A 25,514-nucleotide genomic window follows, 5' to 3' on the forward strand; every position below is an offset into this window, starting at 1 on the left:
CACCGCGAACGCGGCCGGACGCCACCCCGGACGGCGACCGCCGCCGCACTAACGTGGCTCGACCACGCTCCGCACCGCTTCCAGCAGCGCCGCCCGGTGCTCCTCCAGCCGATCCGGCTTCGCCGCCGCCGTCAGTGCGGGTGGTGCGCTCAGCCAGCTCTCCGTCATGCGCAGGACGATCGCGAACAGGTCCACCGCCGGGAGGTCCGCGCGGACCCGGCCGTCTTTCTGCGCCGCCGCCACCGCGTCGACGCGGGTGCGGAAGCGGTCGACCTCCGCGGGGGCCGGCTCGATCTGCTCCAGCGTGCGCCACGTGCTGATCCGCCGGGACGCCGCGTTCGCCAGCATGTGGTCGAACCGCGCGGCCGCGAAGGCGCACAGGTCGCCGTCGGTCATCGGGGCGGCCTCGAAAACCGCCCGGGCCTCCTCCTCCACCACCGCGTCGAACAGCTGGTTCTTGTCGCCGAAGTACACGTAGATGAGCCGCTTGTTGGCGCCCGCGCGCTCGGCGATGCGGTCGATCCGGCCGCCGGCCAGCCCGTGTTCGGCGAACTCCGCCGTCGCCGCCTCGAGCAGCAGGGCCTTCGTGGCCGCGGCGTCGCGAGGACGGACGGTGGTCACCACGCCACCGGGCCCGCGGCGTCGAAGAAGCCGCCCGTCGGACCGTCCGGGCCGGCCTGGGCCAGCCGGACGGCGGCTTCGGCGCCCTGCTCGACGGTCTGCGTGCCGCTGTTGTGGTTGAGGTCGGTCTTCGTGTAACCGGGGTCCACGGCGTTGATCCGGAAGCCGGGGAGCGCCTTGGCGTACTGCACGGTGACCATGTTCAGCGCGGCCTTGGACGCCGGGTACGAGATCCCCGGGTAGAAGGCCGTGAACGAGTCCGGGTTCGCCAGGTCCGCGGTCCGCGCCAGGCCGCTGCTCACGTTGACCACCACCGGCGCCGCCGACCGCCGCAGCAGCGGCAGGAACGCGCGGGTGACCCGGACGACCCCGAACACGTTGGTGTCGAACAGATCCCGCACCTGGTCGGCGGTCACGTCGGCGGCGCCGATCACGCCGCCGTCGGCCTGCCGTCCCTCGACGCCGGCGTTGTTCACGAGGACGTCCAAGCCGCCGTCGGCCTCGATGGTCTTGACCGCTGTCGCCACGGACGGGTCGTCGGTGACGTCCAGCTGCACGAACCGCGCGCCCAGCCGGTCGGCCGCCGCCTGCCCGCGCTCGGCGTCCCGCGCGCCGACGTACACGGTGTGCCCGGCGGCGACGAGCTGACGTGCCGTTTCGTAGCCGATGCCCTTGTTCGCGCCGGTGACCAGTGTTGTCGTCATGCCTGTTGCCCCTGTCCCGTATCTAACTGGATAGTTACAAGTTAGGCTCGCCCGGCGCCGTAAGTCAACGGTTAGTTACCTCGCTCACCACGCGGCGGCCCGACGCGGGCGAACCCGGTTTTCCCCAGTCTTTCGCGGAAAAGCTTGACAAAGCACCATTCGCCGCATTCGAAATGCGTTTCACCTTTTCGCAATGGTGTGCACCTCGCACATTTCCCACCTGGCGAAACGCTGTGAGATACCTTACGGAAACATCGCCGAAACATCCTTCCCCGCTTATCGTTTCCCCATCCCGCAGAGAGCGCCGAAGAACGCCGAGGAAAGAACGAAAATGATGAGCACGCGGCAATCCGCACTGACCGTCCACGCCGTACACCTCGACGTGAAAGTGGCCTCACGCTGGGAAGCCGTGGCCCACCTGGGTGCCGAGCTCGAACGGACCGGCGCCGCCCACACCGGGTACGCCGACTCCCTCGTCGCGCGCGAACGCCGCTTTTCCACCTATCTCGGACACGGGATCGCCGTCCCTCACGCACTGCACACACACGACTACCTCCTCACCGGCGAAGGAATTGTGTTCGCCCGCTTCGAAGCGCCCATTCCTTGGGACGACGAAGAGGTTTCGATCGCCGTCGCCGTCGCCGCTCCGGCGAGCGCCCAAGTGGAAATCCTCTGCCGGCTGACGGCCACGTTCCTCAACCCCGGGCACCTCGACACGCTCGCCACGTCGGCCGACCCCGCGGCGATCGCGCGGATCCTGCAGCACACCTGATCCCGGCTTCGGGCGTGCGCGGGCCACGGCGTCTGGCACGATCAGGCCGTGGCCCGGACCCGGCGGAAACGCGCGCTCGCGATGGCGGCCGCCCTGCTCACGTTCGCCGCGCTGCTGACCGGGTGCTCCTCCGGCTTCGCCGGCCTCCGGCTGCGGATCGCCGCCGGCAACCCGGGCGGCGTCTACGACACGCTCGCCCAGACCCTCGCCACCGCCTGGCAGTCCGGCCTGGACATCGAGCGGCCGCAGGTGCTGCAGACCCAGGGCTCCCCCGACAACGTCACCAAGGTCCTGTCGGGGGCCGCCGACGTCGGGTTCGTCGCCGCCGACGTCGCGGCCGACACCTACAAGAAGAACCCCGGGCTGCGGACGCTCGCCCGGATCCACGACGACTACCTGCACATCGTCGTGCGCACCGACTCCGCCATCCACTCCGTCGCGGACCTGCGCGGCAAGCGGATCGCGATCGGGTCACCCGCGTCCGGCGTCGAGTACATCGCCAGCCAGCTGCTGAAGGCCGCCAGGCTCGATGGCTCGGTCAGCACGACCACGCGCGGGCTCGAGGACTCGGTCAAGGCGTTGCTGAACGGCGACGTCGACGCCTTCTTCTGGTCCGGCGGGCTGCCGACGCCGTTGATCGCCGGCCAGAACGACACGAAGTCGCTGCGCCTGCTCGACATCGCCGACCAGATGCCGCGGATGCAGACCCTCAACCAGGTGTACGGGACCGCGTCCATCCCGGCGAGCATGTACAACCAGGACGGCCCGGTCACGACGCTGCTGGTGCCGAACTTCCTGGTGGTGCCGGCCGCGATGTCCGACGACGTCGCCGAGGCCCTGGTCCGCGGCCTGTTCGACGCCCGCGCGGAGCTCGCGCGGGCCAACCCGGCGGCACTCTCGATCGACGTCCACCCGGGCATCGAGACGCAGCCGATCCCGCTGCACCCCGGCGCGCTCCGGTACTACCGCGCGCAGAAGGACTGACGCGCTCAGACCGCCGGGAACGTCATGGTGATCCGCAGGCCGCCACCCTCGGGCAGGTCGAGGGCCAGCTTCCCGTAGGAGTGCGCGACGATCTCGCTGACGATCGCCAGGCCGAGCCCCGAACCCGGCACGTTCTGGTGCGCGCTGCTGCGCCAGAACCGGTCGAGCGCCCGGTCGAGCTCGTCGGGCCGCAGGCCGGGGCCGTGGTCGCGGACCGCCAGCCGGACGTCGTCGCCCTGGCGGGTGACGCCGATCCGGATCTCGGTGCCGGCGGCGGTGAACTTCAGCGCGTTGTCCAGCAGCGCGTCCAGGATCGTCTCGGCGCCGCGCGGGGGCATCCGCACCCGGACGCCGTCGCCGGAGACGTCCACCACGAGCCGCACGTCGCGCGCTTCGCCGACCACCGACCAGTCCGCGACGCGCTCGGCGACGGCCTCGCCGAGGTCGAGCGGGTCCAGCTCGCCGCCGGAAGCCTCGGCGCGGGCCATCGACAGCAGGCCGTCGAGGATCTGGTGCAGCCGGCCGGCGTCGATCCGGGCGGCTTCGAGGTCCGCGGCCGCGGCCTCGTCGTCGACGCGGCCTTCGAGGTTGCCGAGCCGGATCTTGAGCGCGGTGAGCGGGTTGCGCAGCTGGTGCGACGCGTCGGCGACGAACACCCGCTGCGCCTCCAGCGCGCCGGACACGCTCTCGGCCATCCGGTCGAAGGAGCGCCCGAGCTGCCGCAGCTCCGGCGGCCCGCCGCCCTCCCCCACCGGCTCGGCCGCCCGCCCGCCGACCACGGACGCGACCAGCGCGCCGGTCGCGTCGTCGAGCCGCTTCACCGGGCGCAGGATCCACCGGACCACCGGGATCGCCACCGCCAGGGCCAGCACGAACGCGAGCACCCCGCCCGCGGCCAGCAGCAGGAACCACCACAGCACGTCGGTGCGGGAGACCGTGGTGTCCGAGACCGTCACCACCGCGCCCCGCACCTCGCCGTCGGCCAGCACGGGTTCGGCCAGCACCAGCGGGTCGGTGTTCCACGGCAGCAGCATCCCGCCGGGCTGCGACCGGCGGCCGGCCAGGGCCTCGTGGACCGGGCCGGTGATCCGCGCGGTCTTGAGGTCGATCCGGGCGGCGCCGGAGCCGAGCGAGGAGCCGACCACGGTGCCGTCCTGGTTGAACACGACCACCTGCACGCCGTACACCTCGGTGTAGCGGCGCAGGTCGGGGTCGATCAGCTGGGGCTTGTTGTCCAGCAGCGGGCGTTGCGCGAGCGAGGCGAACCGCGCGGTGTCGGTCAGCCGGTCGAGGAACAGGTCCTGCTGGGCGCCCGCCGCGATCGTCGCGGCGAGCGGGATGCCGAGGCCGAACACGAGCAACGCCACCAGCGTCAGCACGATGCCCTGCAGCCGGACGCGCACCCGTCAGCTCCGGGCGGCCTGGCCGCCGAGGCGGTAGCCGACCCCGCGCACCGTCTCGATCAGCGCCGGGCGGCCGAGCTTGGTCCGCAGCGTCGCGACGTGGACGTCGAGCGACCGGCTCTCCGCCGGTCCGCGGTGCCCCCACACCTCGGTGAGCACGTGCTCGCGCGAGCAGACGTTGCCGCGCGCGCCCGCCACCAGGGCGAGCACCTGGAACTCCTTGCGGGACAACGCGATCGCCTGCCCGTCGACCAGCACCTCGTGCCGGGACAGGTCGACGCTGACGTCGCCGGCCCGGATCACCACCGGCTCGGCGGACCCGCCGTGCTCGCCGCGGCGGCGGCGCACCGCCTCGACCCGGGCCATCAGCTCTTCGACGTCGTAGGGCTTGACGAGGTAGTCGTCGGCGCCCGCGCGCAGGCCCTGGATCCGGTCGTCGACCTCGCCGCGGGCCGAGACCACGATGATCGCGACGTCGCTGACCGCGCGGATCTGGCGGCACAGCGTCACGCCGTCGATGTCCGGCAGGCCGAGGTCGAGCAGGACGACGTCGACCTCGTGCACCCGCTCCAGCACCCCGGCGCCGGACGCGAGCCGGGCGATCGCCAGGCCGCGCCGGGTCAGCGCCGGGATGAGCGCACCCGCGACCCGGTCGTCGTCCTCCACCAGCAGCACCCGCACCCGTCCACCCTCCGCGTGACCGGCTTCACCCCAGCCGGTAGCGAAGAACTCTAGGACGTCGCCGCGGCGACCGCACCGGACACCCGGATGGTGACTCTCCGTGAGTTCGGCTCGACGGAAGTCACGAAGGCATCAATACTCGCCAAAAGGACATCGATACCCACTTGAAACCCTAAGTATTGGTCAAGCGGCCTTGCCAACCCGGAGGGCGGCGGTAGGTTTCCGCCATCGCGTGGTGACCCACACCCACTTGCCGGTACGAAAACAGCTCTGGAGGCCAGATGACCGCGGAGGTGGCGGCGCCGATGATCAAGGCGTCCGCCGTGAACAAGTACTTCGGCGACCTGCACGTGCTCAGGGAGATCACGCTCGAGGTGCCTCGCGGCCAGGTCGTGGTGGTGCTGGGCCCCTCGGGGTCCGGCAAGTCGACGCTCTGCCGGGCCATCAACCGGCTCGAGCCCATCAACTCGGGCGAGATCGCCGTCGACGGCACGCCGCTGCCGGCGGAGGGCAAGGCGCTGGCCGCCCTGCGCGCCGACGTCGGCATGGTGTTCCAGTCGTTCAACCTGTTCGCGCACAAGACCATCGTCGAGAACGTGATGCTGGCGCCGACGAAGGTCCGCAAGGCCTCGAAGGACGAAGCCCGCAAGACGGCGATGGAGCTGCTGGAGCGCGTCGGGATCGCCAACCAGGCGGACAAGTACCCGGCGCAGCTCTCGGGTGGCCAGCAGCAGCGCGTCGCCATCGCGCGGGCGCTGGCGATGCGGCCGAAGGTCATGCTGTTCGACGAGCCGACCTCGGCCCTGGACCCGGAGATGGTCCAGGAGGTCCTGGACGTCATGACGGGCCTGGCCAAGGACGGCATGACCATGCTGGTCGTCACCCACGAGATGGGCTTCGCCCGCCGGGCAGCCGATCGGGTGATCTTCATGGCCGACGGCGAAATCGTCGAGGACACGACGCCGGAGGAGTTCTTCACCGCGCCCAAGAGCGAGCGCGCGAAGGACTTCCTCGGCAAGATCCTGACCCACTGACAAACCCCACTGAGCACTTTTCCTCCGGCCATCGCCGGACGAGATTCGGAAGGAAACCTGAGAGACGATGCGGTTGAGTCGAGTTCTGCAGACGGGTGCGGTCGTCATGGCCGCCGGTCTGGCCCTGACGGCCTGCGGCGGCGGGTCCGGCAGCAGCGGCGCGAGCGGCGACAAGAACCTGGTCCAGCGGGCCAAGGACAACAAGAAGCTGACCATCGGCATCAAGTTCGACCAGCCGGGCCTCGGCCTGAAGAAGCCGGACGGCTCCTACGCCGGCTTCGACGTCGACGTCGCGAAGTACATCGCGAAGCAGCTCGGCGTGGAAGAGTCGGGGATCACCTGGAAGGAAGCGCAGTCCGCGCAGCGCGAGGACCTGATCAAGAAGGGTGAGGTCGACTTCATCGTCGCCACCTACTCGATCACCGACAAGCGCAAGAACGACGTCTCCTTCGGCGGCCCGTACTTCATCGCGCACCAGGACCTGCTGGTGCGGACGGACAACACCGACATCACCGGCCCCGACTCGCTGACCGGCAACAAGAAGCTCTGCTCGGTCAAGGGCTCGACCCCGGCCCAGAACGTGAAGACGAAGTACGCCAAGGAGGTGCAGCTGCAGGAGGTGGGCAAGTACACCGACTGCGTGACCTCGCTCCTGAACGGCAGCGTCGACGCGATGACCACCGACGACGTCATCCTCGCCGGCTACGCCGCGCAGCAGCCCGGCAAGCTGAAGCTGGTCGGCAAGGGCTTCACCGACGAGAACTACGGCGTCGGCCTGAAGAAGGACGACGCCGACGGCAAGGCCGCCGTCAACAAGGCGATCCAGGCCATGGAGCAGGACGGGTCCTGGGAGAAGTCCCTGCAGGCCAACGTCGGCCCGTCGGGCTACAAGATCCCGGCCGTGCCGGCGATCGCGCCCTGACCCGCATCCGAAGTTGAACGGTGCGCCGCGAGCCGCGGCGCACCGTTCCCGTTCCGAGGCCAGGTTGGACAACAGTGTTCGATTTCCTCAACAATCCTGACTACAACCTCGTCGACGCGTTCTGGACGACGATCCAGCTGACGTTCTTCTCGGCGATCGGCGCGCTGATCTGGGGCACGATCCTGGTGGGCATGCGGGTCAGCCCGGTGCCGATCATGCGCGGGTTCGCCACGGTGTACGTCAACATCTTCCGGAACACCCCGCTGACGGTGATCATCATCTTCACCTCGCTGGGTCTTTCGTCCACCCTCGGCATCAACCTGGCTGCGTCCGACTCGCCCACCTCGCTGGCCGACAACGCGTTCCGGCTGGCCGTGCTCGGCTTCATCGTCTACACCGCGACCTTCGTGTGCGAATCGCTGCGCTCGGGCATCAACACCGTCCCGGTCGGCCAGGCCGAGGCGGCGCGCGCCCTCGGGCTCAACTTCGTGCAGGTGCTGGGCCTGATCGTGCTGCCCCAGGCGTTCCGCGCGGTCATCGCGCCGCTGGCGAACGTCCTGATCGCGCTGCTGAAGAACACCACGGTCGCCTCGGTGATCGGCGTCGCGGAGGCGTCGCTGCTGATGTCGACGATGGTGGAGAACGAGTCCGACTCCCTGTTCTACGTCTTCATCCTGTTCGCACTGGTGTTCGTCGCGCTGGTACTGCCACTCGGCCTGCTGCTCGGCTGGGTCGCCAAGAAAGCCGAGGTCAAGCGATGAGCACGCAGGCCGTTCTCTACGACGCCCCCGGCCCGAAGGCCCGCACCCGCAACTGGCTCTACTCGGTGCTGTTCGTGCTGATCCTGCTGGCCGTGGCGTACTTCGTCTACGACCGCTTCGCCGAGAAGGGCCAGTGGGCGGGCGCCCTCTGGAAGCCGTTCGTCGAAGGGTCGACCTGGACCCAGTTCCTGCTGCCGGGCCTGGTGAAGACCCTCGAAGCGGCCGGGCTGTCCATCGTGATCGCGCTGCCGATCGGCGCCCTGCTGGGCATCGGCCGGCTGTCCGAGCACAAGTGGGTGCGGATCCCGGTCGGCGCCGTGGTCGAGTTCTTCCGGGCCATCCCGGTGCTGCTGCTGATGGTGTTCGGGGCGTCGCTGTACGCCTACTACACCGACATCAGCCCGGACACCCGCCCGCTGTTCGCCGCGGTCACGGGCCTGGTGCTCTACAACGGCTCGGTGATGGCGGAGGTGTTCCGGGCCGGCATCCTGTCGCTGCCGAAGGGGCAGACGGAGGCGTCGTCGGCGCTGGGCCTGCGCAAGACCCAGACGATGGTCAGCGTCCTGCTCCCCCAGGCCGTCACGCTGATGCTCCCGGCGCTGGTCAGCCAGCTGGTGGTCATCCTCAAGGACACGGCGCTGGCCGGCCAGCTGACGATCGGCTACGACGAGCTGATCCGCGGCTCGGGACCGATCACCGGCAACTTCAACAACACGATCCCGACGCTGATCGTCATCGCGCTCATCTTCATCGCGCTCAACCTGCTCCTGTCGTGGTTCGCCTCGTGGCTGGAGCGGAAGCTGTCGCGCCGGAAGAAGGCCCCGCGGGGCGCGAAGCCGATGGAAGGGCCGCCGTCCGTCGTGACGGCGACCGACTTCAACACCGGCCGCTCGCTCTGACGTCGGATCACCGGAAGCGGGTGGGTGCGCGGTTGCGCACCCACCCGCTTTTCGTTTCCCCCGATCGGCTGAGCCGGAGGGTTGTCGTACTCGGGGGTCACCCCTAGCGTCGGACGCATGGGTGTCGCACTGGTGACCGGAAGTTCCCGTGGCCTCGGCCGGGTGATCGCGCGGCGCCTGGCCCGCGACGGGTTCGCGGTGGCGGTGAACGCGCCACACGACGACCCCGACCTCGAGACCGCCGCCGAGGACGTCCTCGCCGCGGGCGGCAAGGCCGCCGCGTTCGCCGCGGACGTCACCGACCGGCGTCAGGTCGGCGAGCTGATCGACGCGGTGACGGCACTGCTGGGCCCGATCGAGGTCCTGGTCCTCAACGCGACCGGCCCGCAGCCGGACGGCCTGGTGTCCGAAGTGGACTGGCCGGATCACCTGGCCGAACTGGATTTCTTCGTGCGCTCACCGGTGCTGCTCGGCCACGCGGTGCTGCCCGGGATGCGCTCCCGCGGCCACGGCCGGATCGTGCACATCGATTCGGAGCAGGCGGACAAGGCACCGGTCGGCCGCTCGGCGTACGCGACGGCGAAGGCGGCCCAGGTCGGCCTGGCCCGCGCGTGGGCCCGCGAACTCGCGCCGGACGGCATCACGGTCAACACGGTGGCCCCGGGCTTCGTCCCGGTGGAACGCCACGCGAACGTCCCGGAAGCCGAACGCGAGGCCTACCGCGCCTCGGTCCCGGTGGGCCGCCTGGGCAAGCCGGAGGACGTGGCGGCGGCGGTGAGCTTCTTCGCCTCGAAGGACGCGGGCTTCATCACGGGCCAGCGCCTCCGGGTCGACGGCGGCCGCGCCCTCGGCTGACCGGCCGCGGTCTCGCGGTGCGTGGACCGCGAGCGCACCCGCCTTCGCCGCCCGGCAAGGCGGTTCGTCACCGGTCGGCGGTGGTCCTGGTACGCGGCCGGTCGAGCTGCAGCGCCGTCAGCACCGCGACCACCAGTACCAGGGCCAGCGTCAGCGCCGCCCACATCGCGACGTGCAGCTGCAGCATCCCGCCCGCGAAGGCGCCCGCCAGCATCGCCGCCACGGCGACCACCTTCCGCAGCGGGTGCGCACCGTCGCCGCCCGCGGCCTTGGAGTCCGCGGCGAAGCCCGTCAGCGTCATCGTCAGCACCGTGGTCGTCAGGTCGGGGGCGCCGATGCGGCGGACCGCCGCGTTCTGCAGGCCCATCGCCACGCCCAGCACCACGATCAGCAGCTCGCTGCCCAGCCGCGTGCCGCTGCCCAGCGTCGCCGACAGCACGACCGCCACCGCAACCAGCAGCGCCTGGACCGCGGTCGCCTTCCGCAGCGCGCCGTGGTCCTCCTCGACGCGCGCCAGCCGGCCGCCGGCGAGGGCGCCCGCCAGGAACGCCGCGACCGCCGTCAGCGACGCCACCACCGACAACGTCGTCTCGCCCGCCGCCGCGAACCCGAGGAACACGACGTTGCCGGTCATGTTCGCCACGAACACGCGGCCCAGCCCGAGGAAGCTGACCGCGTCGACCACCCCGGTCACGACGGTCAGCGTCAGCAGCAGCACCGCCAGGTCGCGCGGTTTCGTCTCAGCCATCCGGGCAGTCAACCACCCGGCGCGTGAACGCGCGGTCGCCGAGCGCGTCGGTGCTGTCGACGAACTGGTCGATCGCCCCGGCGGGTGACGCCGGCCCGGCGTACAGCGCCGCGGCGAACCGCTCGGCGTGGATCACCCGGAACGGCCGGTCGTGGAACGCGCTCGCCCGCGGCTCCAGCGGCTCGGTGAGCCCGAGGGCGTTGTGCGCCTCGGCGACGGTCTCGAACGCCGTCACGAGGTGCCGTTCCCGCTCCCGCCAAGTCGTCGAGGCGAGGGCCGCGGTCAACGACGGCGTGAGCGTCCCGGCGATCGGCAGCCGCGCGAAGGCGCTGCCGAGCCACTTGCTGTACGGCGGGTACCGGCGCGCCATCAGCAGGCACAGCCGCATCAGGTCCCGCACGAGCCGCGCCGCGACGACGGCCGAGCCCAGCTCGTCCCCGGCCTCCCCGCACCGCCCGGCGAACGGCTCCTCCTGCTCGATCCGCCGCCACTGGCACGCGAGGACGTACCGCCAGACGTCGTCCGGGTGCCAGGCGACGTTGCGCCGCAGCACTTCCAGCCCGAGATCGTCGTGGAACACCGCGCCGCCGGTGAACTCCGCGAAGACCTGCGTCGGGGTGGCGAGCCAGTCACGCCGCTGCGGCCGGCGTGGGTCGAAGCCGAGCACGCCGCGCGGCCAGTCGTCGAGCGTCGCGACGATCAGCTTCGCCGGGTGACCGAGGAACGTCTCCGGCACCCGGACCTCGCGGACGCGCGGCAGGAACAGCTGGACGCGCGCGGTCCAGTCGTGGTCGGCCGAGCGTTCCGTGTCGAAGCCGAGGACCTCGGAACCGGGGCCGAGCAACGCGGCGCTGTGCGGCTCGCCGGTGAGCAGCGGACGCACTACGCCGCCGTAGAAGCGGCGCGCGAGTTCGATTCCGGAAATGAACGTCATACGGCCATTCTGGCTTACTAACGTGCGAAGCGCGCTTCATTATGCGAAGCTGCTTCGCAGCGCTTCGCGGGCTAAACCCGTTGTCACACAGGCAGAACACCCCACATCCCTTCCGGTGAATCCTCGCGCGGCACGCGGCATTTTGTCGGTGGTTGCCTTTAGCGTGCGAGCATGACCGAAAAGAGCACGGTGCGCACACGGGAGATGGGCATCGAGTTGAAGACCCAGCGCGAAGCGAAGCAGATGTCGCTGCGCGAGCTGGCCCGGCGCGCGGACTGGTCTGCGTCGAAGGTGTCCGGCTGGGAGAACGGCCGCCGCATCTCCCCGATCGACGCGGCGATCTACCTGGCCAACTGCGGAACCAAGGCCCCGGAACGGAACAGGTTGCTGGAACTGACAAAACCCCCGAGCGACCTCTACTGGGTGCGGCCGTACTTCAGCGCGCTCGTCGATCCCGCGAAGTCCCTCATCGTCCAGGAGAACCTGGCGACCCGGGTGATCTCGAACAGCCCGACGGCCCTGCCCGGCATGCTCCAGACCGAGGACTACGTCCGCACCCTCTACGAGATGTCCGGCCGGTACACCACGGACCGGCTCCAGCTCCTGATCCAGGCGAGAATGGACCGGCAACGGCTGCTGCAGCGGACGAACCCGCCGGACTGCCTGTACTTCGTCTACGAACACACCCTGCGCTCGATCGTGCGCGATCCGGCGCTGATGCACGAACAGCTGCAGTCCCTCGTGCTCGCCACCAACCTGCCCCACTGCACCATCCGCGTCGTGCCCGCCTCGGCGCCGCCCTACCACCTGGTCGGCAGCCGCTTCACGATCATGGAGTTCGCCGAACACCCCGCTGTGGCCTACGAGGAAACCTTCGCCGCGGGGCTGTTCGTCGACGACCGGGTCGCGGTCGAGGCCTTCTACGTCCTGCGCACCCGCCTGGAGCAAGTGGCGTTGTCCGAACGGGACTCGCGCGATTTCCTGATCCGCCTGACCGAGGAGTTCGAACTCATGACGGACTGAACGCACCCCCGCCCACGCCCCCTCCCCGTCATTCCCTTGTGCTGACGGCCTTTCCGTCGTGCCAGACCGCCCGGACCCGACCCGGCAGGTCGGTCACGTCGAGGTCCGTGCCGTCAAGCAGCACCAGGTCGGCCCGCAGGCCCGGCTCGACACGGCCGCGGTCGTCGTCGAGGCGCAACAGCCTCGCCGCTTCGCTGGTGGCCGCCTTCAGGGCCGCCGCGTCGCCGAGGACCGCGGCCAGCAACCGCAGCTCGGTCGTCAAGTCGACATGGGGGCGTGGGGCGAGGTCCGAGCCCGCGGCGATCCGGACACCCGCCTCGGCGGCGAGGCGCACCGACCTCCGGTGGTCCGCGGCGAACTCGCTGTCGTCGATCGGCGCCAGCGTCGGCACGAACCAGGCGTTCCCCAGCGCCGCAACGGCTTCGTCGTCCAGGAAGGTGCCGTGCTCGACGCTCCGCACCCCCGCGCGGGCCGCCGAGACCACGGCGGCGGACGTGTGCGCGTGGGCCATGGCGTCCCGCCCGCACCGGCGAGCCTCGTCGACCAGCGCGACGAGCTCCTCGTCGGTCGGGCGGACGTCCACGCCCGCGCGGACCGCCCGCATCGCCCCGCTCGCCCCCACCTTGATCCAGTCCGCCCCGGCGCGCACCATCCGGCGGACCGCCGCGCGCGCCGCGTCCGGCCCGTCGAACAGCGGGTCCGGCAGCGACGGGTCACCGAAGCGGTCGACGGCGCCGGCGGGCGGCTCCCAGCTGTCCCCGAGGCCGCCGGTCGGGCCGAGCTGGCGCAGGCTGACCAGCAGGTCCGGCCCGGTGATCCAGCCTTCGCGCAAGGCGTGCCTGAGGCCGGCGTCGGCACCCCAGGCGTCGCGGACGGTGGTGATCCCGCGCGCGAGCAGCTTCCGCAGCACCGGCACGGCTTCGAGCACCCGGGCGCTGCGCGGCAACGGCTCCGGCCGCGGGAACGCGACGTGCGCGTGGCAGTCGATGAGCCCGGGGATCAGGAGCCCGCCCGCGCAGTCGACGCGCCCGGCACCGTCGAGCCCGGGGCCGACCTCGGTGATCCGGTCGCCGTCGAGCCGGACGTCCGCGCGGGTCGTCTCGCCGGTTTCGGGGTCGAGCACCCGCGCGCCGGCGAGCAGCGTCACGCCAGTTCCTTGCGGTAGACGAGAAAGTCGCACGGCGTGGCCAGCGACGGCGCGAGGTGCGGGTAGTCCTCGGCGAGGTCGGCGCGGTGGGTCACGCGGTAACCGAGCCGGTCGTACCACTCGGCGAGGAACTGCTTCGACGGGTGCGTCCACTCGCGCGGCACGAGCAGCTCCAGCTGCATCTCCCGGCAGCCCGCGTCCCGGCTCGCCCGCTCCGCGAACCGCACCAGCTCCCGGCCGACGCCGGCGCCCCGCCGGGCCGGATCGGCGGCGAGCATCCCGAACTCGCCGGTGTGATCGTCGAGCCGCCGGAGGCGCACCGAACCGGCGAGATCGCCCTCGACCCGCGCGACGGCGATCTCCCCGGCGCGCACGAACCCGGCCACCTCGCCGGTGGACGTCCGGTCGGTGCTCCCCCGCCACAGGCCCTTCTCGGACTCGGCGTAGACCTGGTTGACCAGCGCGGTGATCCGGTCGATCAGCGGCCGGTCCTCCGCCGCGGACGTCGGCAGCAGTGCGATCTCCATGGCCTCAGCCTGTCACGCCAGCGCGACGATCTCCGCCGCGAACCCCGCCAGGCCCGGCTCCCGCCGCTCGCAGGCCCGCGCCAGCCGGGCGACGTCGGCGGCCCAGTCACCGGTGGCCCGGTCGGCCGAGCCGATCCGGGCGAACCCGCGGTCGAGCAGGCCCCGCGCGTCGTCGAACCGGCCGCGCGCGACGGCCTTCACCGCGCCGAGCGCGTTGGCCAGCGCGCTTTCCGGCCGGGACCACTCGTCGTCCGCGGCCGGCGCGGGAACGTCGTCGGCCGCCGCCGTCCGGACGTCGAGGTCGAGCCGCCAGAACAGCGGCACGCCGGCGAACCGGACGAAGACGAGGCGCTGCACCGGCGAGTGCAGGAAGTCGGGCGAGAACCGCACCGAAGCGACGGGCTGGACCGCCGACAGCACCGGCACCACGTCGAGACACGAGGGGAACGCGACGTCCGGCACCAGCCACTCGACGTCGATGTCGCTGTAGCCGTCCGCCGTCCCGTGGGCCAGCGACCCACGCAAAGACGCTCGCGAACCGGCTTCGGCCGCCGGAAGAGCGGCCAGCAGACGGTTCGCGAGCGTCGAACGAGCGAGCGTCACTTGTCCCGGCGGAAGAGCTTGTTGCCCAGCCAGACGATCGGGTCGTACTTGCGGTCCGCCACGCGCTCCTTCATCGGGATCAGCGCGTTGTCGGTGATGTGGATGCCCTCCGGGCAGACCTCGCTGCAGCACTTGGTGATGTTGCAGAGGCCGAGGCCGTGCTCTTCCTGGGCCGCGTCACGCCGGTCGGCGACGTCGAGCGGGTGCATTTCCAGCTCGGCGATCCGCATCAGGTACCGCGGCCCCGCGAAGGACTCCTTGTTCTCCTCGTGGTCGCGCACGACGTGGCAGGTGTTCTGGCACAGGAAGCACTCGATGCACTTGCGGAACTCCTGCGAGCGCTCGACGTCCACCTGCTGCATCCGGTAGTCACCCGGCTTGAGGTCGGCGGGCGGGGTGAACGACGGGATCTCCCGCGCCTTCGTGTAGTTGAACGACACGTCGGTGACCAGGTCGCGGATCACCGGGAACGTCCGCATCGGCGTCACCGTGACGACCTCGTCCTCGGTGAACGTCGACATCCGCGTCATGCACAGCAGCCGCGGCTTGCCGTTGATCTCCGCCGAGCACGACCCGCACTTGCCCGCCTTGCAGTTCCAGCGCACCGCGAGGTCCGACGCCTGCGTGGCCTGCAGCCGGTGGATGATGTCGAGGACGACCTCGCCCTCGTTCACCTCCACTGTGAAGTCCTGCAGCGCGCCGCCCGTGTCGTCGCCGCGCCAGACCCGGAAACTCGCTTTATAACTCATGGTTTGCTCCCACCGGGGTGCGTTTCGAGTTCTCCGTCGGTGTAGTACTTCCCGAGCTCGCCGAACTCGAACAGCTCCAGCAGGTCCTGGCGCAGCGGCACCTGCTCCTTGACCGTGACGCCGACGTCCGGCACCACCGGGTTCTCCCCCGGCGACGACGCGCACACGAGAAGCTTGTGCCGCCACTCGGGATCCATGCCCGGGTGGTCGTCGCGGGTGTGCCCGCCGCGGCTCTCCGTCCGGGTCAGGGCCGCCTTCGCGACGCACTCGCTGACCATCAGCATGTTGCGCAGGTCGATCGCGAGGTGCCAGCCGGGGTTGAACTGCCGGTGCCCCTCGACGGTGACGTGCAGGATCCGGTGCCGCAGCTCGGCCAGCTTCACCAGCGCCTGCTCGATCTCGCCGGCCTTGCGGATGATGCCGACCAGGTCGTTCATCGACTGCTGCAGCTCGGTGTGCAGGGTGTACGGGTTCTCGGCCGACGCGCCCGCCGGCGGGTCGAACGGCGCGAGCGCCATCTTCGCCGCGGCGTCCACATCGGACTGCGCGACGGCGGGCCGGTCGGTCAGCCCCAGCACGTACTCGGCGGCGCCGAGCCCGGCGCGGCGGCCGAACACCAGCAGGTCCGACAGCGAGTTGCCGCCGAGCCGGTTGGAACCGTGCATGCCGCCCGAGCACTCGCCCGCGGCGAACAGCCCGGGCACGCTCGACGCGGCCGTGTCCGGGTCGACCTCGATGCCGCCCATCACGTAGTGGCAGGTCGGGCCGACCTCCATCGCCTCCGCCGTGATGTCGACGTCCGCCAGCTCCTTGAACTGGTGGTACATCGACGGCAGCCGCTTCTTGATCTCCTCGGTCGGCAGCCGGCTGGCGATGTCGAGGAACACGCCGCCGTGCGGGGAGCCGCGTCCCTCCTTGACCTCGGAGTTGATCGCCCGGGCCACCTCGTCGCGCGGCAGCAGGTCCGGCGTGCGCCGGTTGTTGTCCGCGTCGGCGTACCAGCGGTCGGCTTCTTCTTCGCTCTCCGCGTACTGGCCCTTGAACACCTCGGGCACGTACTCGAACATGAACCGCTTGCCCTCGGAGTTCTTGAGCACGCCACCGTCACCGCGCACGCCCTCGGTGACGAGGATGCCCTTGACGCTCGGCGGCCAGACCATCCCGGTCGGGTGGAACTGGACGAACTCCATGTTGATCAGCTTCGCGCCCGCCCGCAGCGCCAGCGCGTGGCCGTCGCCGGTGTACTCCCACGAGTTCGACGTCACCTTGAACGACTTGCCGATGCCGCCGGTCGCGAGCACGACCGCCGGCGCGTCGAAGAGGATGAACCGGCCGCTCTCGCGCCAGTAGCCGAACGCGCCGGCGATGGCGCCGTCGCTGGTGAGCAGCTCGGTGACCGTGCACTCGGCGAAGACCTTGATCTTCGCCTCGTAGTCCCCGGTCTCGGCGAAGTCCTCCTGCTGCAGCGAAACGATCTTCTGCTGCATCGTGCGGATCAGCTCGAGCCCGGTCCGGTCACCGACGTGCGCCAGCCGCGGGTACGTGTGCCCGCCGAAGTTGCGCTGGCTGATCCGGCCGTCCGCGGTGCGGTCGAACAGGGCGCCGTAGGTCTCGAGCTCCCAGACGCGGTCCGGCGCCTCCTGGGCGTGCAGCTCGGCCATCCGCCAGTTGTTGAGGAACTTCCCGCCGCGCATGGTGTCGCGGAAGTGGACCTGCCAGTTGTCGTTCGAGTTCGCGTTGCCCATCGACGCGGCGCAGCCACCTTCGGCCATCACCGTGTGCGCCTTGCCGAACAGGGACTTGCACACGACCGCGACGCGGTAACCGCGTTCGCGCGCTTCGATCACCGCGCGCAGACCGGCACCTCCGGCACCGATCACCACCACGTCGTAGCTGTGCCGTTCGACCTCGGTCATGTAGGGATTCCACCTCGGAAAATGGGGACGGTCTTGTCGGGAAGGACGGGTGTCAGTTCACGAATCTCAGGTCCGCGATGGCCCCGCTGGCCACGAGCATGACGTAGAAGTCGGTCAGCACCAGCGTGCCGAGCGTCGTCCAGGCCAGCGCCATGTGGCGGGTGTTGAGTTTCGTCACCTGCGTCCAGATCCAGTACCGCACCGGATGCTTGGAGAAGTGCTTCAGCCGGCCACCGGTCACGTGCCGGCACGAGTGGCAGGACAGGGTGTACGCCCAGAGCAGCACGACGTTGGCGAGCAGGACGACGTTGCCCAGCCCGAAGCCGAAGCCGCCGGTCTTCCCGTGGAACGCCATGATCGCGTCGTAGGTGTTGACCAGCGACACCACCAGCGCCACGTAGAAGAAGTAGCGGTGGACGTTCTGGATGATCAGCGGCAGCCGCGTCTCGCCGGTGTACTTCGCCTTCGGCTCCGCGACGGCGCACGCCGGCGGGGAGAACCACACCGCCCGGTAGTAGGCCTTGCGGTAGTAGTAGCAGGTCAGGCGGAACCCGAGCAGGAACGGCAGCACGACGAAGCCGAGCGGGATGAACCCCGGCAGATCGCCGAACCAGTGGCCGAAGTGGCTCGAGCCCTCGACGCAGGACGTGGACAGGCAGGGTGAGTAGAACGGCGTCAGGTAGTGGTAGTCGGGCACCCAGTAGGCGGTGCGCACGAACGACCGGACCGTCGCGTAGACGATGAAGGCGCTCAGCCCGAGCACGGTGAGCAGGGGCTGGAGCCACCATCGGTCGGTACGCAGGGTGCGTTCGGCGATCCTGGCCCGTTTCGGGGACCGGACGCCGGTGCCGACGCCGTTGTCAGCCGGAGCGCTCACCGCTGGTCGCGCTTGTAGCCGCCGACGCCTTCGTCGTCCGCGCCGTGCCACAGCGCCGGGTCGTACGGCGTGTCGGGAACTTGGACGCGCTCCGCGGCCTTCGCCTGCGTCGGTACCGCGAGCGGGGTGCCGTCGAGGTCGGCCGTGTCGATGTCGAGGCGCTCCACGTCGTTGGCGAGGCGGCGGACGGCCGAAGCGTCGCCGTAGCGCGAGCGCAGTGCGCCGACGCACTGCCTGAGCTGACCGATGGTTCGCCGCAGCTCGGCGATCTCGGAGGTGGACATCATGCCTCCCGTGTGGTGGGGCCGGCCGGGCCGGTTGGCGATCGCGTCGCCAGGACCGACTCTGCCGTTCGTCGTGCAGTGTGACAAGTAGCACATTAGCTAAGTAGGGGCGTGATCGGGGTCACTGGGGTTGATCTTCTGAATCGATTTTGATTCGGCGTTCGCGACAGGTAGTGTGGCCAGCGTCACGACCCAGAGGCGCCAGTGCAGCCGTCCCGCGGACCACCACGAACCAGTGATCCGGAGCCGGACATGAGCAACCCCGCCACCACGCCCCTGCACGAGACCGTCGCCGGCGTCACCGCGCGGCTCACCGCGCGCAGTGCCGCGACTCGCACCGCGTACCTCGGCCGCATGGCCGCCGCGCACGCCGAAGGCCCGGTCCGCCGCGGCCTCGCGTGCAGCAACCTCGCCCACGGCTTCGCCGCCATGGAGGGCGCCGACAAGGAGGCGCTGCGGGCCGCCCGCGCCCCCGGCGTCGCGATCGTCTCCTCCTACAACGACATGCTCTCGGCGCACCAGCCGATGCAGGAGTACCCGGCCTGGCTGAAGAAGGCCGTGCGCGGCGCGGGCGGTGTCGCCCAGTTCGCCGGCGGCGTGCCCGCGATGTGCGACGGCATCACGCAGGGCCGCGCGGGCATGGAGCTGTCCCTGTTCAGCCGCGAGGTCATCGCGATGTCGACGGCGATCGCGCTGTCGCACGACATGTTCGACGCGAGCCTGCTGCTGGGCGTCTGCGACAAGATCGTGCCCGGACTGCTGATCGGCGCCCTGTCCTTCGGCCACCTGCCGGTGATCCTCGTACCCGCCGGGCCGATGAACTCCGGCCTGCCGAACAAGGAGAAGGCGCGGGTCAGGCAGCTGTACGCCGAGGGCCTCGCGACCCGCGAAGACCTGCTCGACGCCGAAGCGGCGTCGTACCACTCGGCCGGGACCTGCACGTTCTACGGCACCGCCAACTCCAACCAGATGGTCGTCGAGGTGATGGGCCTGCACCTGCCCGGCGCCAGCTTCGTCCAGCCCGGGTCCGCGCTGCGGCGCGCGCTGACCGAGGAAGCCGGGCGCCGCGTCGTCACGCTTTCGCGCGGCGAGGAGTACACGCCGGTCTCGCGGATCCTCGACGAGAAGGCGTTCGTCAACGGCGTCGTCGCGCTGCTGGCCACGGGCGGCTCGACCAACCACACGATGCACCTGGTCGCCATCGCCGCGGCCGCCGGCATCCAGCTGACCTGGGACGACTTCTCCGACCTCTCGGCCGTCGTGCCGCAGCTGGCGCGGGTCTACCCGAACGGCAGCGCCGACATCAACCACTTCCACGCCGCCGGCGGCATCCAGTTCCTCGTCGGCACGCTGCTCGACGCCGGGCTGCTGCACGAGGACGTCCACACCGTGGCCGGCTTCGGGCTGCACCGCTACCGGGCCGAACCGATCCTGTCCGACGGCGAGCTGGTCTGGCGCGACGTGCCGACCCGCAGCCTCGACGAGGACGTGCTGCGCCCGGCGTGGCGCCCGTTCGCCGCGGACGGCGGGCTGCGGATGGTCGCGGGCAACCTCGGCCGCGCCGTAGTCAAGGTGTCCGCCGTGGCGCCCGAGCACCGGATCGTCCAGGCGCCGGCGCGGGTGTTCACCACGCAGGAGGCGTTCACGGGCGCGTTCGAGGCCGGCGAGCTGGACCGCGACGTCGTCGTGGTGATCCGGCAGCAGGGTCCGCAGGCCAACGGCATGCCGGAGCTGCACGGCCTCACCCCGGCGCTGGGGGTGCTGATGGACCGCGGGCACCAGGTGGCGCTGCTCACCGACGGCCGCATGTCGGGCGCGTCCGGCAAGATCCCGGCCGCGATCCAGGTGACGCCGGAAGCCGCGGCGGGCGGCCCGATCGCCCGCGTCGCCGACGGTGACGTCGTCCGGCTCGACGCCGCCGCGGGCACTCTCGACGTCTTCGTCGGTGACGAAGAACTCGCCCTCCGTGAACTTGTGGACGGGCCGCCGTCCGAAGCATCCTGGACCGGCACCGGCCGAGAGCTGTTCGCCGCGTTGCGCCGTGCCGTCGGCCCCGCCGACCAGGGCGCTTCGGTGTTCGGCGGTTTGACGCCGGAGCACTTCGGCATTCCCACGCACTCGTTGGAAACCCAGGAGGTTGGTCAGTGACCACCGGTTCGGACCTGCTCGCGCTGTCCCCCGTGATGCCCGTCGTGGTGATCGACGACGCCGACGACGCGGTGCCCACGGCCCGGGCCCTGCTCGCCGGCGGGATCGGGGTCATCGAGCTGACCCTGCGCACGCCGGCGGCGCTGGCCGCGATCGAGCGCGTCGCGACCGAGGTCCCGGACATCGTGATCGGCGCCGGCACGGTCACCTCGCCGGACCAGGCGAAGCAGGCGGCGGACGCGGGGGCGAAGTTCCTCGTGACGCCGGGCTGCACGGACGCCGTCGTCGATGCGTGCTTCGACTCCGGGCTGCCGTTCCTGCCCGGCGCGAGCACGGTGTCGGAAGCGATGAAGCTGGCCGAGCGCGGGCTCACGGCGTTGAAGTTCTTCCCGGCCGAGGCGTCCGGCGGGGTCGCGTACCTGAAGTCGATCGCGGGGCCGTTGCCGTCGCTGAAGTTCTGCCCGACGGGCGGGATCACGGTGGCCTCGGCGCCGACGTACCTCGCGCTGCCGAACGTCGGCTGCATCGGCGGTTCGTGGCTGACGTCCTCGCTCGATGTCTCCACGATCGAGAAGCTGGCCGCGGAAGCCGCGAAGCTGTAGCGCAGATCACCTGCAGGAAGTCCCTCCCCGAACGGCGGAACCGGCGTCCGGATTCCGGGAGCACCGTTCCAGTGCGCTGGAACGGTGCTCCGAGAGAGTGTGGCGGCCGTCATGGGTTCCGCCATTTGTTCCAGTCACCGGGCCATTCGCGCCACAGTCGGTGATTCACCGCCTGTTAACGTCCCCCCTCGCAATTTCCAGCGAGGAGAACCGGTGTCCCTGACCAGCGTGGTCGCCCCCAGCACGTCCCCCGAGAACGTCGCCGCACTCGTCGGCGAACGGCTTTCCCTGTCCGCGCTCCACCAGCTGTGCGGCACCCTCGGCGGCTATTCCTTCGTCAAGGTCGTGGTCGATCGCGAACTGCGGACGATCCACTTCCTGAACGACGCGCGTCATTCCTTTCACGCGATCTATATCGGCGAGGAGATCCTCGGCGTCCCCGAAGCCCGGGTGCGCGCCGAGATCGACGGCTACAACGAACGCTTCTACCACGCACCGGACCGCCGGTTCCTGCTCGGCATCCTCGCCCTGCACACGCGGCAGGAGAGGAAGATCCTCTCGCTGGAGACGGTCGAGGTCGACACCATGCCGGCCGCGCTGATCCGCGAGTTCCACGCCTTCGTGGCGGAGCACGTCGACCCGGCACTGCCGCTGCTGTTCAAGCCGGCGAACCAGCTGCAGGAACGGCTCGTCCGGGAGATCCCGGCGGCCGAGCTCCCCCGCGTCTTCGCCCACGAGCTGTTCTCGACGGCACCGTTCGTGGCGCTGAACCCCGGCACGACGACCGGGCGGCTGCGCGCGTTCCGGACCGAAGCCGAGTACCGGGCCGCCGCGGCCACAGGCGGGCTGGCCTGGTCGGACATCATCGTGATGGACCGGGTGCCCGACGACATCCCGCGGCTGTCCGGCATCGTCAACGCCCGGCACACGACGCCGTTGTCGCACACCAACGTGCTGGCCACCGGCTGGCAGATCCCGAACGCCGTCCAGCTCGGCGCGCTGGCCGAGATCGAGCGCCGCGGGCTCGACGGCAAGTGGGTCGAGTACACCGTGGACGAGCGGTCGCTCACGCTGCGGGAGGTCGACGAGCCGGCCGACGCGGCGCCGCCGTCCTGGTACGCCCAGCGCGTCACGCTCGAGGAACCCGAGTCCGACCACAGCCCGATCGTGAACCTCGCGCGGCTGCGCGCGGCCGACCGCTACCGCTACGGCACCAAGGCGGCGAACCTCGGCGAGCTGCACCACGTCCTGGCCTGCGGCTCGCAGCGCCTGCTGGGCTTCTACCAGGTCCCGCGGCCGCCGCGGGAGAACCTGCTGCCGCACCTGGCCCAGCTGCTGGGCATCCCGGCCGGCGCTTCGGTGGCCGACCTTTCCGACGCGGCCCGCCGGCTGCTGGACGAGCGCATCCGCGTGCCGCGCGGGATCGCCCTGCCGTTCTCGCTGCAACGGCGGTTCCTCGAGTCGTCGCCGCGGATCCAGCAGGCGATCGGCAAGCTGAAGATGGCGCTGGAACTGGACGCGCGGGAGATCGAGCCGTTGTGCGTCGAGCTGCAGAGCCTGATCCGGTCGGCGCGGATGCCGGGCGCGCTGGCCGGGGAGATCGACTCCGCGCTGGTGTCGCAGCTGGCCGGGGTGCGCACGTTCGTCGTCCGAAGCTCGTCGAACGCCGAAGACCTCGCCGGGTTCTCGGCCGCCGGGATCTACGAGTCGATCAACCACGTCACGACCGCCGAGCGGATCTTCGCCAGTGTCAAGGAAGTCTGGGCGTCGCTGGTGTCGGTGCGCAGCGTCCGGCTGCGCCACCAGGCCGGGATCTCACTCGACGAGTGCTACATGGGCGTGGTGATCCAGGAGCAGGTCGCGGCCGACTTCGGCGGCGTGCTGGTGACGACGAACCCGATGAACCGCGCGGACTTCCGCACGGTGTACGTCAACGTCTCGCCGAAGGTCACCGACGTCGTCGACGGCTCGACGCTGCCCATGCAGTACCTGTACTCGACCGTCGAGGGCGGCGGCCGCACGGTGTCCCTGGGCGACGCGGCAGCGGACCTCGACGAGCGCGCCCACGAGCAGCTGCAGCGCCTCGCGGTGGCCGGACGCCTGCTGCAGGCGCACTTCTCCCCCGACTACACGTTCGACTCGCCGGTGGACGTCGAGTGGCTCGCGGACCGCGACCACGTCCACATCGTCCAGCTGCGCCCCTATTCGGCCTGACTTTCCCGGAGACACACATCATGTTGGGCTTCCGCCTGCCCGCGAAGCCGGCCGTGCAGCGCGCCGTCCGGTTGACCTACGGGTTCCAGTTCTTCTTCGGCTTGTTGTTGTGGGTGCCGATCTTCTACCAGTACCAGAAGCTCGTCGGCCTCGACGACGGCCAGATCTTCGGCATCCAGAGCATCTACTACATCGTGTTCTGCCTGCTGGAGATCCCGACCGGGATGATCGCCGACCGGTTCGACTACCGGACGTCGCTGAAGGCCGGCGCCGCCGTGCTCGTGGCCGCGAACCTGGTGCCGGTGTTCCTCGGTTCCTACACCGGGTTCCTGATCCACTTCATCCTGATCGCGCTGGCCAGGTCCCTGGTGTCCGGCGCGCAGAGCGCGTACCTCTACGAGTACCTGCACGCTCATGGCGAAGGTGAGCACTACCTTCGCGTGGAGGGCGTCGGCCGCGCGTACAGCCTGATCGGCAAGATCGTGTACTGGCCGGTGATCGGCCTGCTGATGGCGTGGAACCTCCCCTCTCCGTACTGGCTGACGGCGCTCAACGCGGCCATCGCCCTGGCGTTCGCCTTGAAGCTGCCCCCGATCCCGGGCGGCCGCCGCGCGGCCGGCAAGACGGCGTCCCTCCTCGCGGGCGTCGGCGGCGCACTGTCGGCATTGCGGTCGTCGCGGTGGTTGTTCTTGCTGATGGTGCAGGGCATCGCGATGTTCACGCTGGTGCGGATCTGCCAGGTGAACCTGTTCCAGCCGATCCTGGAGTCGAAGACGCTCTCGGTGAACTGGTACGGCGCGGTACTGGCCGCCATGACGGTCTTCGAAGCCCTGGGCGCGGCCCGCCCCCACCGGCTGCGACGCGCCATCGGCCCGGTCGCCTCGGTGTTCACCCTGACGATCGTGATGGCCCTGTGCCTGGGCTTCATCGTCCCGGCCGGCACGGTCCCGACGGTGCTCCTGCTGTGCGTCTTCGCCGTGGCGACGGGCATTTCGTTCCCGATCCAGAAGCAGCTCCTGAACGACTCCATCCCGGACTCCCGCTACCGCGCGACGCTCCTGTCAATGGAGTCCATTGTGGACCGAGCGGTGTGCGCGCTGGTGGCGGTGGCGCTGGGCGCCTACCTGTCGGCCGGCCGCCTCGACGAGTTCCTGGTGCTCTCGGCGACGGTCACGTGCGTGGCGATGGGCCTGCTGGCGGTGCTGCTGCTGGCGGTCCGCAAACACCGCTCCGACCGCCGCCCACCGACAAAGCGAACGGCACCGGCGGAGCAGGAGGCGGTACCGGCGGCAGCACCGGCCACCTCGGCATGACGTGCGGCCGGTGCTCGCAACGCGGCAAGCACCGGTGCGCCCGGACGCCCGGCGGCACACCCACAATCCCGGCACAGCCCCACCGCATCCGCCGGGGCGCAATGACCGGCCCGAACCGCAACGGCCTGGTCCAGCCACAGCGCAGCCCGGCGACGATCACATCCGAGTGCTCGACGGGTCGTGCTAAGCCCTTTCCAGGCAAAGCACCTTCACCCGCCGTGGCCTCACCGGGCCCGGTGGTTGTCAGTCGATGTAGGCGTCGTCCAGGAGGGTGGACTCCGCGCCGTACTCGCGGAGCTCCTCCTTGATCACCGTGTACGCCAGCCCTTGCGGGTAGCCCTTGCGCGCCAGGAAGCCGAGCAGGCGCCGCAGCGCCGTCTGCTCGTCGACGTTGCCCAGGGACCCGAGCCGCTTGCGGACCAGCTCCCGGGCCATCTGCTCCTCGGACTCGCGGTCGACCTCGCCCGCCGCCTGCGCCGCGACCTCGTCGTCGACGCCCTTGCGCCGCAGCTCGGCCAGCAACGCGGTGCGGGACAGCCCCTGGGTCGTGTGCCGGGACTTCACCCACAGCTCCGCGAACTCCGCGTCGTTGACCAGCCCCGCCCGGTCGAGCTTGCCGAGCAGGTTTTCGCTGGTCTCCTCGTCGAAGCCCTTGCGGTGCAAGGCCTGCCGGAGCTCCTCTTGAGTACGCGCCCGCACGGCCAGGAGGTCGTAACAGACCTCTTTGGCCTTCTTGAAGCGCTCCTCCGGGGGCAGCTCCGACGGCGGGATCTTCGGTGCCCTCGCCACCTCG

Annotated in this window: 26 protein-coding genes; 12 read left to right on the plus strand and 14 right to left on the minus strand. The window is 70.5% G+C overall.

Features of this window, described 5'->3' with window-relative positions; translation table 11 throughout:
* Nucleotides 1-48: 48 nt before the first annotated feature.
* Nucleotides 49-621, minus strand: a complete 573-nt coding sequence (locus OHS58_RS24660; protein ID WP_328644154.1) for a TetR family transcriptional regulator — start codon at nucleotides 619-621, stop codon at nucleotides 49-51.
* Nucleotides 618-1,325, minus strand: a complete 708-nt coding sequence (locus tag OHS58_RS24665; RefSeq protein ID WP_328644155.1) for an SDR family NAD(P)-dependent oxidoreductase — start codon at nucleotides 1,323-1,325, stop codon at nucleotides 618-620. Before OHS58_RS24665 ends, OHS58_RS24660 begins: the two co-directional genes overlap by 4 nt.
* A gap of 193 nt (nucleotides 1,326-1,518) precedes the next feature.
* Here OHS58_RS24665 and OHS58_RS24670 point away from each other — a divergent pair, with 193 nt between their 5' ends.
* Nucleotides 1,519-2,097, plus strand: a complete 579-nt coding sequence (locus tag OHS58_RS24670; RefSeq protein WP_328644156.1) for a PTS sugar transporter subunit IIA — start codon at nucleotides 1,519-1,521, stop codon at nucleotides 2,095-2,097.
* Nucleotides 2,098-2,145: 48 nt separating this feature from the next.
* Nucleotides 2,146-3,081, plus strand: a complete 936-nt coding sequence (locus tag OHS58_RS24675; RefSeq protein WP_328644157.1) for a TAXI family TRAP transporter solute-binding subunit — start codon at nucleotides 2,146-2,148, stop codon at nucleotides 3,079-3,081.
* A 5-nt stretch (nucleotides 3,082-3,086) separates the two neighbouring features.
* Here OHS58_RS24675 and OHS58_RS24680 read toward each other — a convergent pair whose 3' ends face one another.
* Entirely contained in the window at nucleotides 3,087-4,484 is a 1,398-nt protein-coding gene (locus OHS58_RS24680) for a sensor histidine kinase (protein ID WP_328644158.1), read from the minus strand.
* A gap of 3 nt (nucleotides 4,485-4,487) precedes the next feature.
* Entirely contained in the window at nucleotides 4,488-5,165 is a 678-nt protein-coding gene (locus OHS58_RS24685; RefSeq protein WP_247063026.1) for a response regulator transcription factor, read from the minus strand.
* Between the two features lie 305 nt (nucleotides 5,166-5,470).
* Here OHS58_RS24685 and OHS58_RS24690 point away from each other — a divergent pair, with 305 nt between their 5' ends.
* From OHS58_RS24690 to OHS58_RS24710, 5 genes are all read left to right on the plus strand, one after another.
* The gene (locus tag OHS58_RS24690; protein ID WP_247064103.1) at nucleotides 5,471-6,199 is read left to right on the plus strand and encodes an amino acid ABC transporter ATP-binding protein; all 729 of its coding nucleotides are present in this window, start codon (nucleotides 5,471-5,473) and stop codon (nucleotides 6,197-6,199) included.
* Nucleotides 6,200-6,266: 67 nt separating this feature from the next.
* Nucleotides 6,267-7,121: a glutamate ABC transporter substrate-binding protein gene (locus OHS58_RS24695; protein WP_326947460.1), complete on the plus strand. Its 855-nt coding sequence runs from the start codon at nucleotides 6,267-6,269 to the stop codon at nucleotides 7,119-7,121.
* Between the two features lie 74 nt (nucleotides 7,122-7,195).
* Nucleotides 7,196-7,882, plus strand: coding sequence for an amino acid ABC transporter permease (locus OHS58_RS24700; RefSeq protein ID WP_247063020.1), 687 nt, complete (start codon nucleotides 7,196-7,198; stop codon nucleotides 7,880-7,882).
* The gene (locus OHS58_RS24705; protein ID WP_247063018.1) at nucleotides 7,879-8,781 is read left to right on the plus strand and encodes an amino acid ABC transporter permease; all 903 of its coding nucleotides are present in this window, start codon (nucleotides 7,879-7,881) and stop codon (nucleotides 8,779-8,781) included. The genes OHS58_RS24700 and OHS58_RS24705 overlap by 4 nt, the downstream gene beginning before the upstream one ends.
* A gap of 117 nt (nucleotides 8,782-8,898) precedes the next feature.
* On the plus strand, nucleotides 8,899-9,636 hold the full coding sequence (locus tag OHS58_RS24710; RefSeq protein WP_328644159.1) for an SDR family NAD(P)-dependent oxidoreductase: 738 nt from the start codon (nucleotides 8,899-8,901) through the stop codon (nucleotides 9,634-9,636).
* Nucleotides 9,637-9,703: 67 nt separating this feature from the next.
* Here OHS58_RS24710 and OHS58_RS24715 read toward each other — a convergent pair whose 3' ends face one another.
* Both OHS58_RS24715 and OHS58_RS24720 read right to left on the minus strand, forming a co-directional pair.
* Nucleotides 9,704-10,384: a YoaK family protein gene (locus tag OHS58_RS24715; RefSeq protein WP_328644160.1), complete on the minus strand. Its 681-nt coding sequence runs from the start codon at nucleotides 10,382-10,384 to the stop codon at nucleotides 9,704-9,706.
* A complete protein-coding gene (locus OHS58_RS24720) occupies nucleotides 10,377-11,318 on the minus strand; it encodes a DUF4037 domain-containing protein (protein ID WP_328644161.1) in 942 nt (313 codons plus the stop codon). The genes OHS58_RS24715 and OHS58_RS24720 overlap by 8 nt, the downstream gene beginning before the upstream one ends.
* Nucleotides 11,319-11,489: 171 nt before the next feature.
* Here OHS58_RS24720 and OHS58_RS24725 point away from each other — a divergent pair, with 171 nt between their 5' ends.
* Nucleotides 11,490-12,341 carry a helix-turn-helix domain-containing protein gene (locus tag OHS58_RS24725; RefSeq protein WP_326947455.1) on the plus strand — a complete coding sequence of 284 codons (852 nt, stop codon included), beginning with the start codon at nucleotides 11,490-11,492 and terminating at the stop codon, nucleotides 12,339-12,341.
* 28 nt (nucleotides 12,342-12,369) lie between these two features.
* Here OHS58_RS24725 and OHS58_RS24730 read toward each other — a convergent pair whose 3' ends face one another.
* From OHS58_RS24730 to OHS58_RS24760, 7 genes are read right to left on the minus strand one after another with little or no spacing between them, the layout of a single operon-like run.
* On the minus strand, nucleotides 12,370-13,488 hold the full coding sequence (locus OHS58_RS24730) for an amidohydrolase family protein (RefSeq protein WP_326954990.1): 1,119 nt from the start codon (nucleotides 13,486-13,488) through the stop codon (nucleotides 12,370-12,372).
* Nucleotides 13,485-14,015, minus strand: a complete 531-nt coding sequence (locus tag OHS58_RS24735; RefSeq protein ID WP_328644162.1) for a GNAT family N-acetyltransferase — start codon at nucleotides 14,013-14,015, stop codon at nucleotides 13,485-13,487. The genes OHS58_RS24730 and OHS58_RS24735 overlap by 4 nt, the downstream gene beginning before the upstream one ends.
* A 12-nt stretch (nucleotides 14,016-14,027) precedes the next feature.
* Nucleotides 14,028-14,618 (minus strand): hypothetical protein, encoded by a 591-nt coding sequence (locus OHS58_RS24740; protein WP_328644163.1) that lies wholly within the window; start codon nucleotides 14,616-14,618, stop codon nucleotides 14,028-14,030.
* Entirely contained in the window at nucleotides 14,615-15,367 is a 753-nt protein-coding gene (locus OHS58_RS24745; RefSeq protein WP_247063007.1) for a succinate dehydrogenase/fumarate reductase iron-sulfur subunit, read from the minus strand. The genes OHS58_RS24740 and OHS58_RS24745 overlap by 4 nt, the downstream gene beginning before the upstream one ends.
* Nucleotides 15,364-17,283 (minus strand): fumarate reductase/succinate dehydrogenase flavoprotein subunit, encoded by a 1,920-nt coding sequence (locus tag OHS58_RS24750; RefSeq protein WP_326954993.1) that lies wholly within the window; start codon nucleotides 17,281-17,283, stop codon nucleotides 15,364-15,366. The genes OHS58_RS24745 and OHS58_RS24750 overlap by 4 nt, the downstream gene beginning before the upstream one ends.
* 52 nt (nucleotides 17,284-17,335) lie before the next feature.
* Entirely contained in the window at nucleotides 17,336-18,160 is an 825-nt protein-coding gene (locus OHS58_RS24755) for a hypothetical protein (protein WP_328644164.1), read from the minus strand.
* Nucleotides 18,157-18,444 carry a hypothetical protein gene (locus tag OHS58_RS24760; protein WP_247063001.1) on the minus strand — a complete coding sequence of 96 codons (288 nt, stop codon included), beginning with the start codon at nucleotides 18,442-18,444 and terminating at the stop codon, nucleotides 18,157-18,159. Before OHS58_RS24760 ends, OHS58_RS24755 begins: the two co-directional genes overlap by 4 nt.
* 252 nt (nucleotides 18,445-18,696) lie before the next feature.
* On the opposite strand from OHS58_RS24760, the gene edd reads away from it, so the two are divergent.
* The 4 genes from edd to OHS58_RS24780 all read left to right on the plus strand — a co-directional run bounded on the left by edd (nucleotide 18,697) and on the right by OHS58_RS24780 (nucleotide 24,721).
* Nucleotides 18,697-20,592 (plus strand): phosphogluconate dehydratase, encoded by a 1,896-nt coding sequence (gene edd / locus OHS58_RS24765; protein WP_328644165.1) that lies wholly within the window; start codon nucleotides 18,697-18,699, stop codon nucleotides 20,590-20,592.
* Nucleotides 20,589-21,194, plus strand: coding sequence for a bifunctional 4-hydroxy-2-oxoglutarate aldolase/2-dehydro-3-deoxy-phosphogluconate aldolase (eda, locus tag OHS58_RS24770; RefSeq protein WP_328644166.1), 606 nt, complete (start codon nucleotides 20,589-20,591; stop codon nucleotides 21,192-21,194). The genes edd and eda overlap by 4 nt, the downstream gene beginning before the upstream one ends.
* A gap of 213 nt (nucleotides 21,195-21,407) precedes the next feature.
* Nucleotides 21,408-23,408, plus strand: a complete 2,001-nt coding sequence (locus OHS58_RS24775; protein WP_328644167.1) for a PEP/pyruvate-binding domain-containing protein — start codon at nucleotides 21,408-21,410, stop codon at nucleotides 23,406-23,408.
* A 20-nt stretch (nucleotides 23,409-23,428) separates the two neighbouring features.
* Nucleotides 23,429-24,721: an MFS transporter gene (locus OHS58_RS24780; protein WP_328644168.1), complete on the plus strand. Its 1,293-nt coding sequence runs from the start codon at nucleotides 23,429-23,431 to the stop codon at nucleotides 24,719-24,721.
* A gap of 243 nt (nucleotides 24,722-24,964) precedes the next feature.
* Here the strand turns inward: OHS58_RS24780 and OHS58_RS24785 are convergent, their stop codons facing one another.
* Nucleotides 24,965-25,492 (minus strand): regulatory protein RecX, encoded by a 528-nt coding sequence (locus OHS58_RS24785; protein ID WP_247064101.1) that lies wholly within the window; start codon nucleotides 25,490-25,492, stop codon nucleotides 24,965-24,967.
* Between the last annotated feature and the right edge of the window lie 22 nt (nucleotides 25,493-25,514).

This window comes from Amycolatopsis sp. NBC_00348 (genome assembly GCF_036114655.1).
In the GTDB taxonomy this organism is placed as follows: Bacteria; Actinomycetota; Actinomycetes; order Mycobacteriales; family Pseudonocardiaceae; genus Amycolatopsis.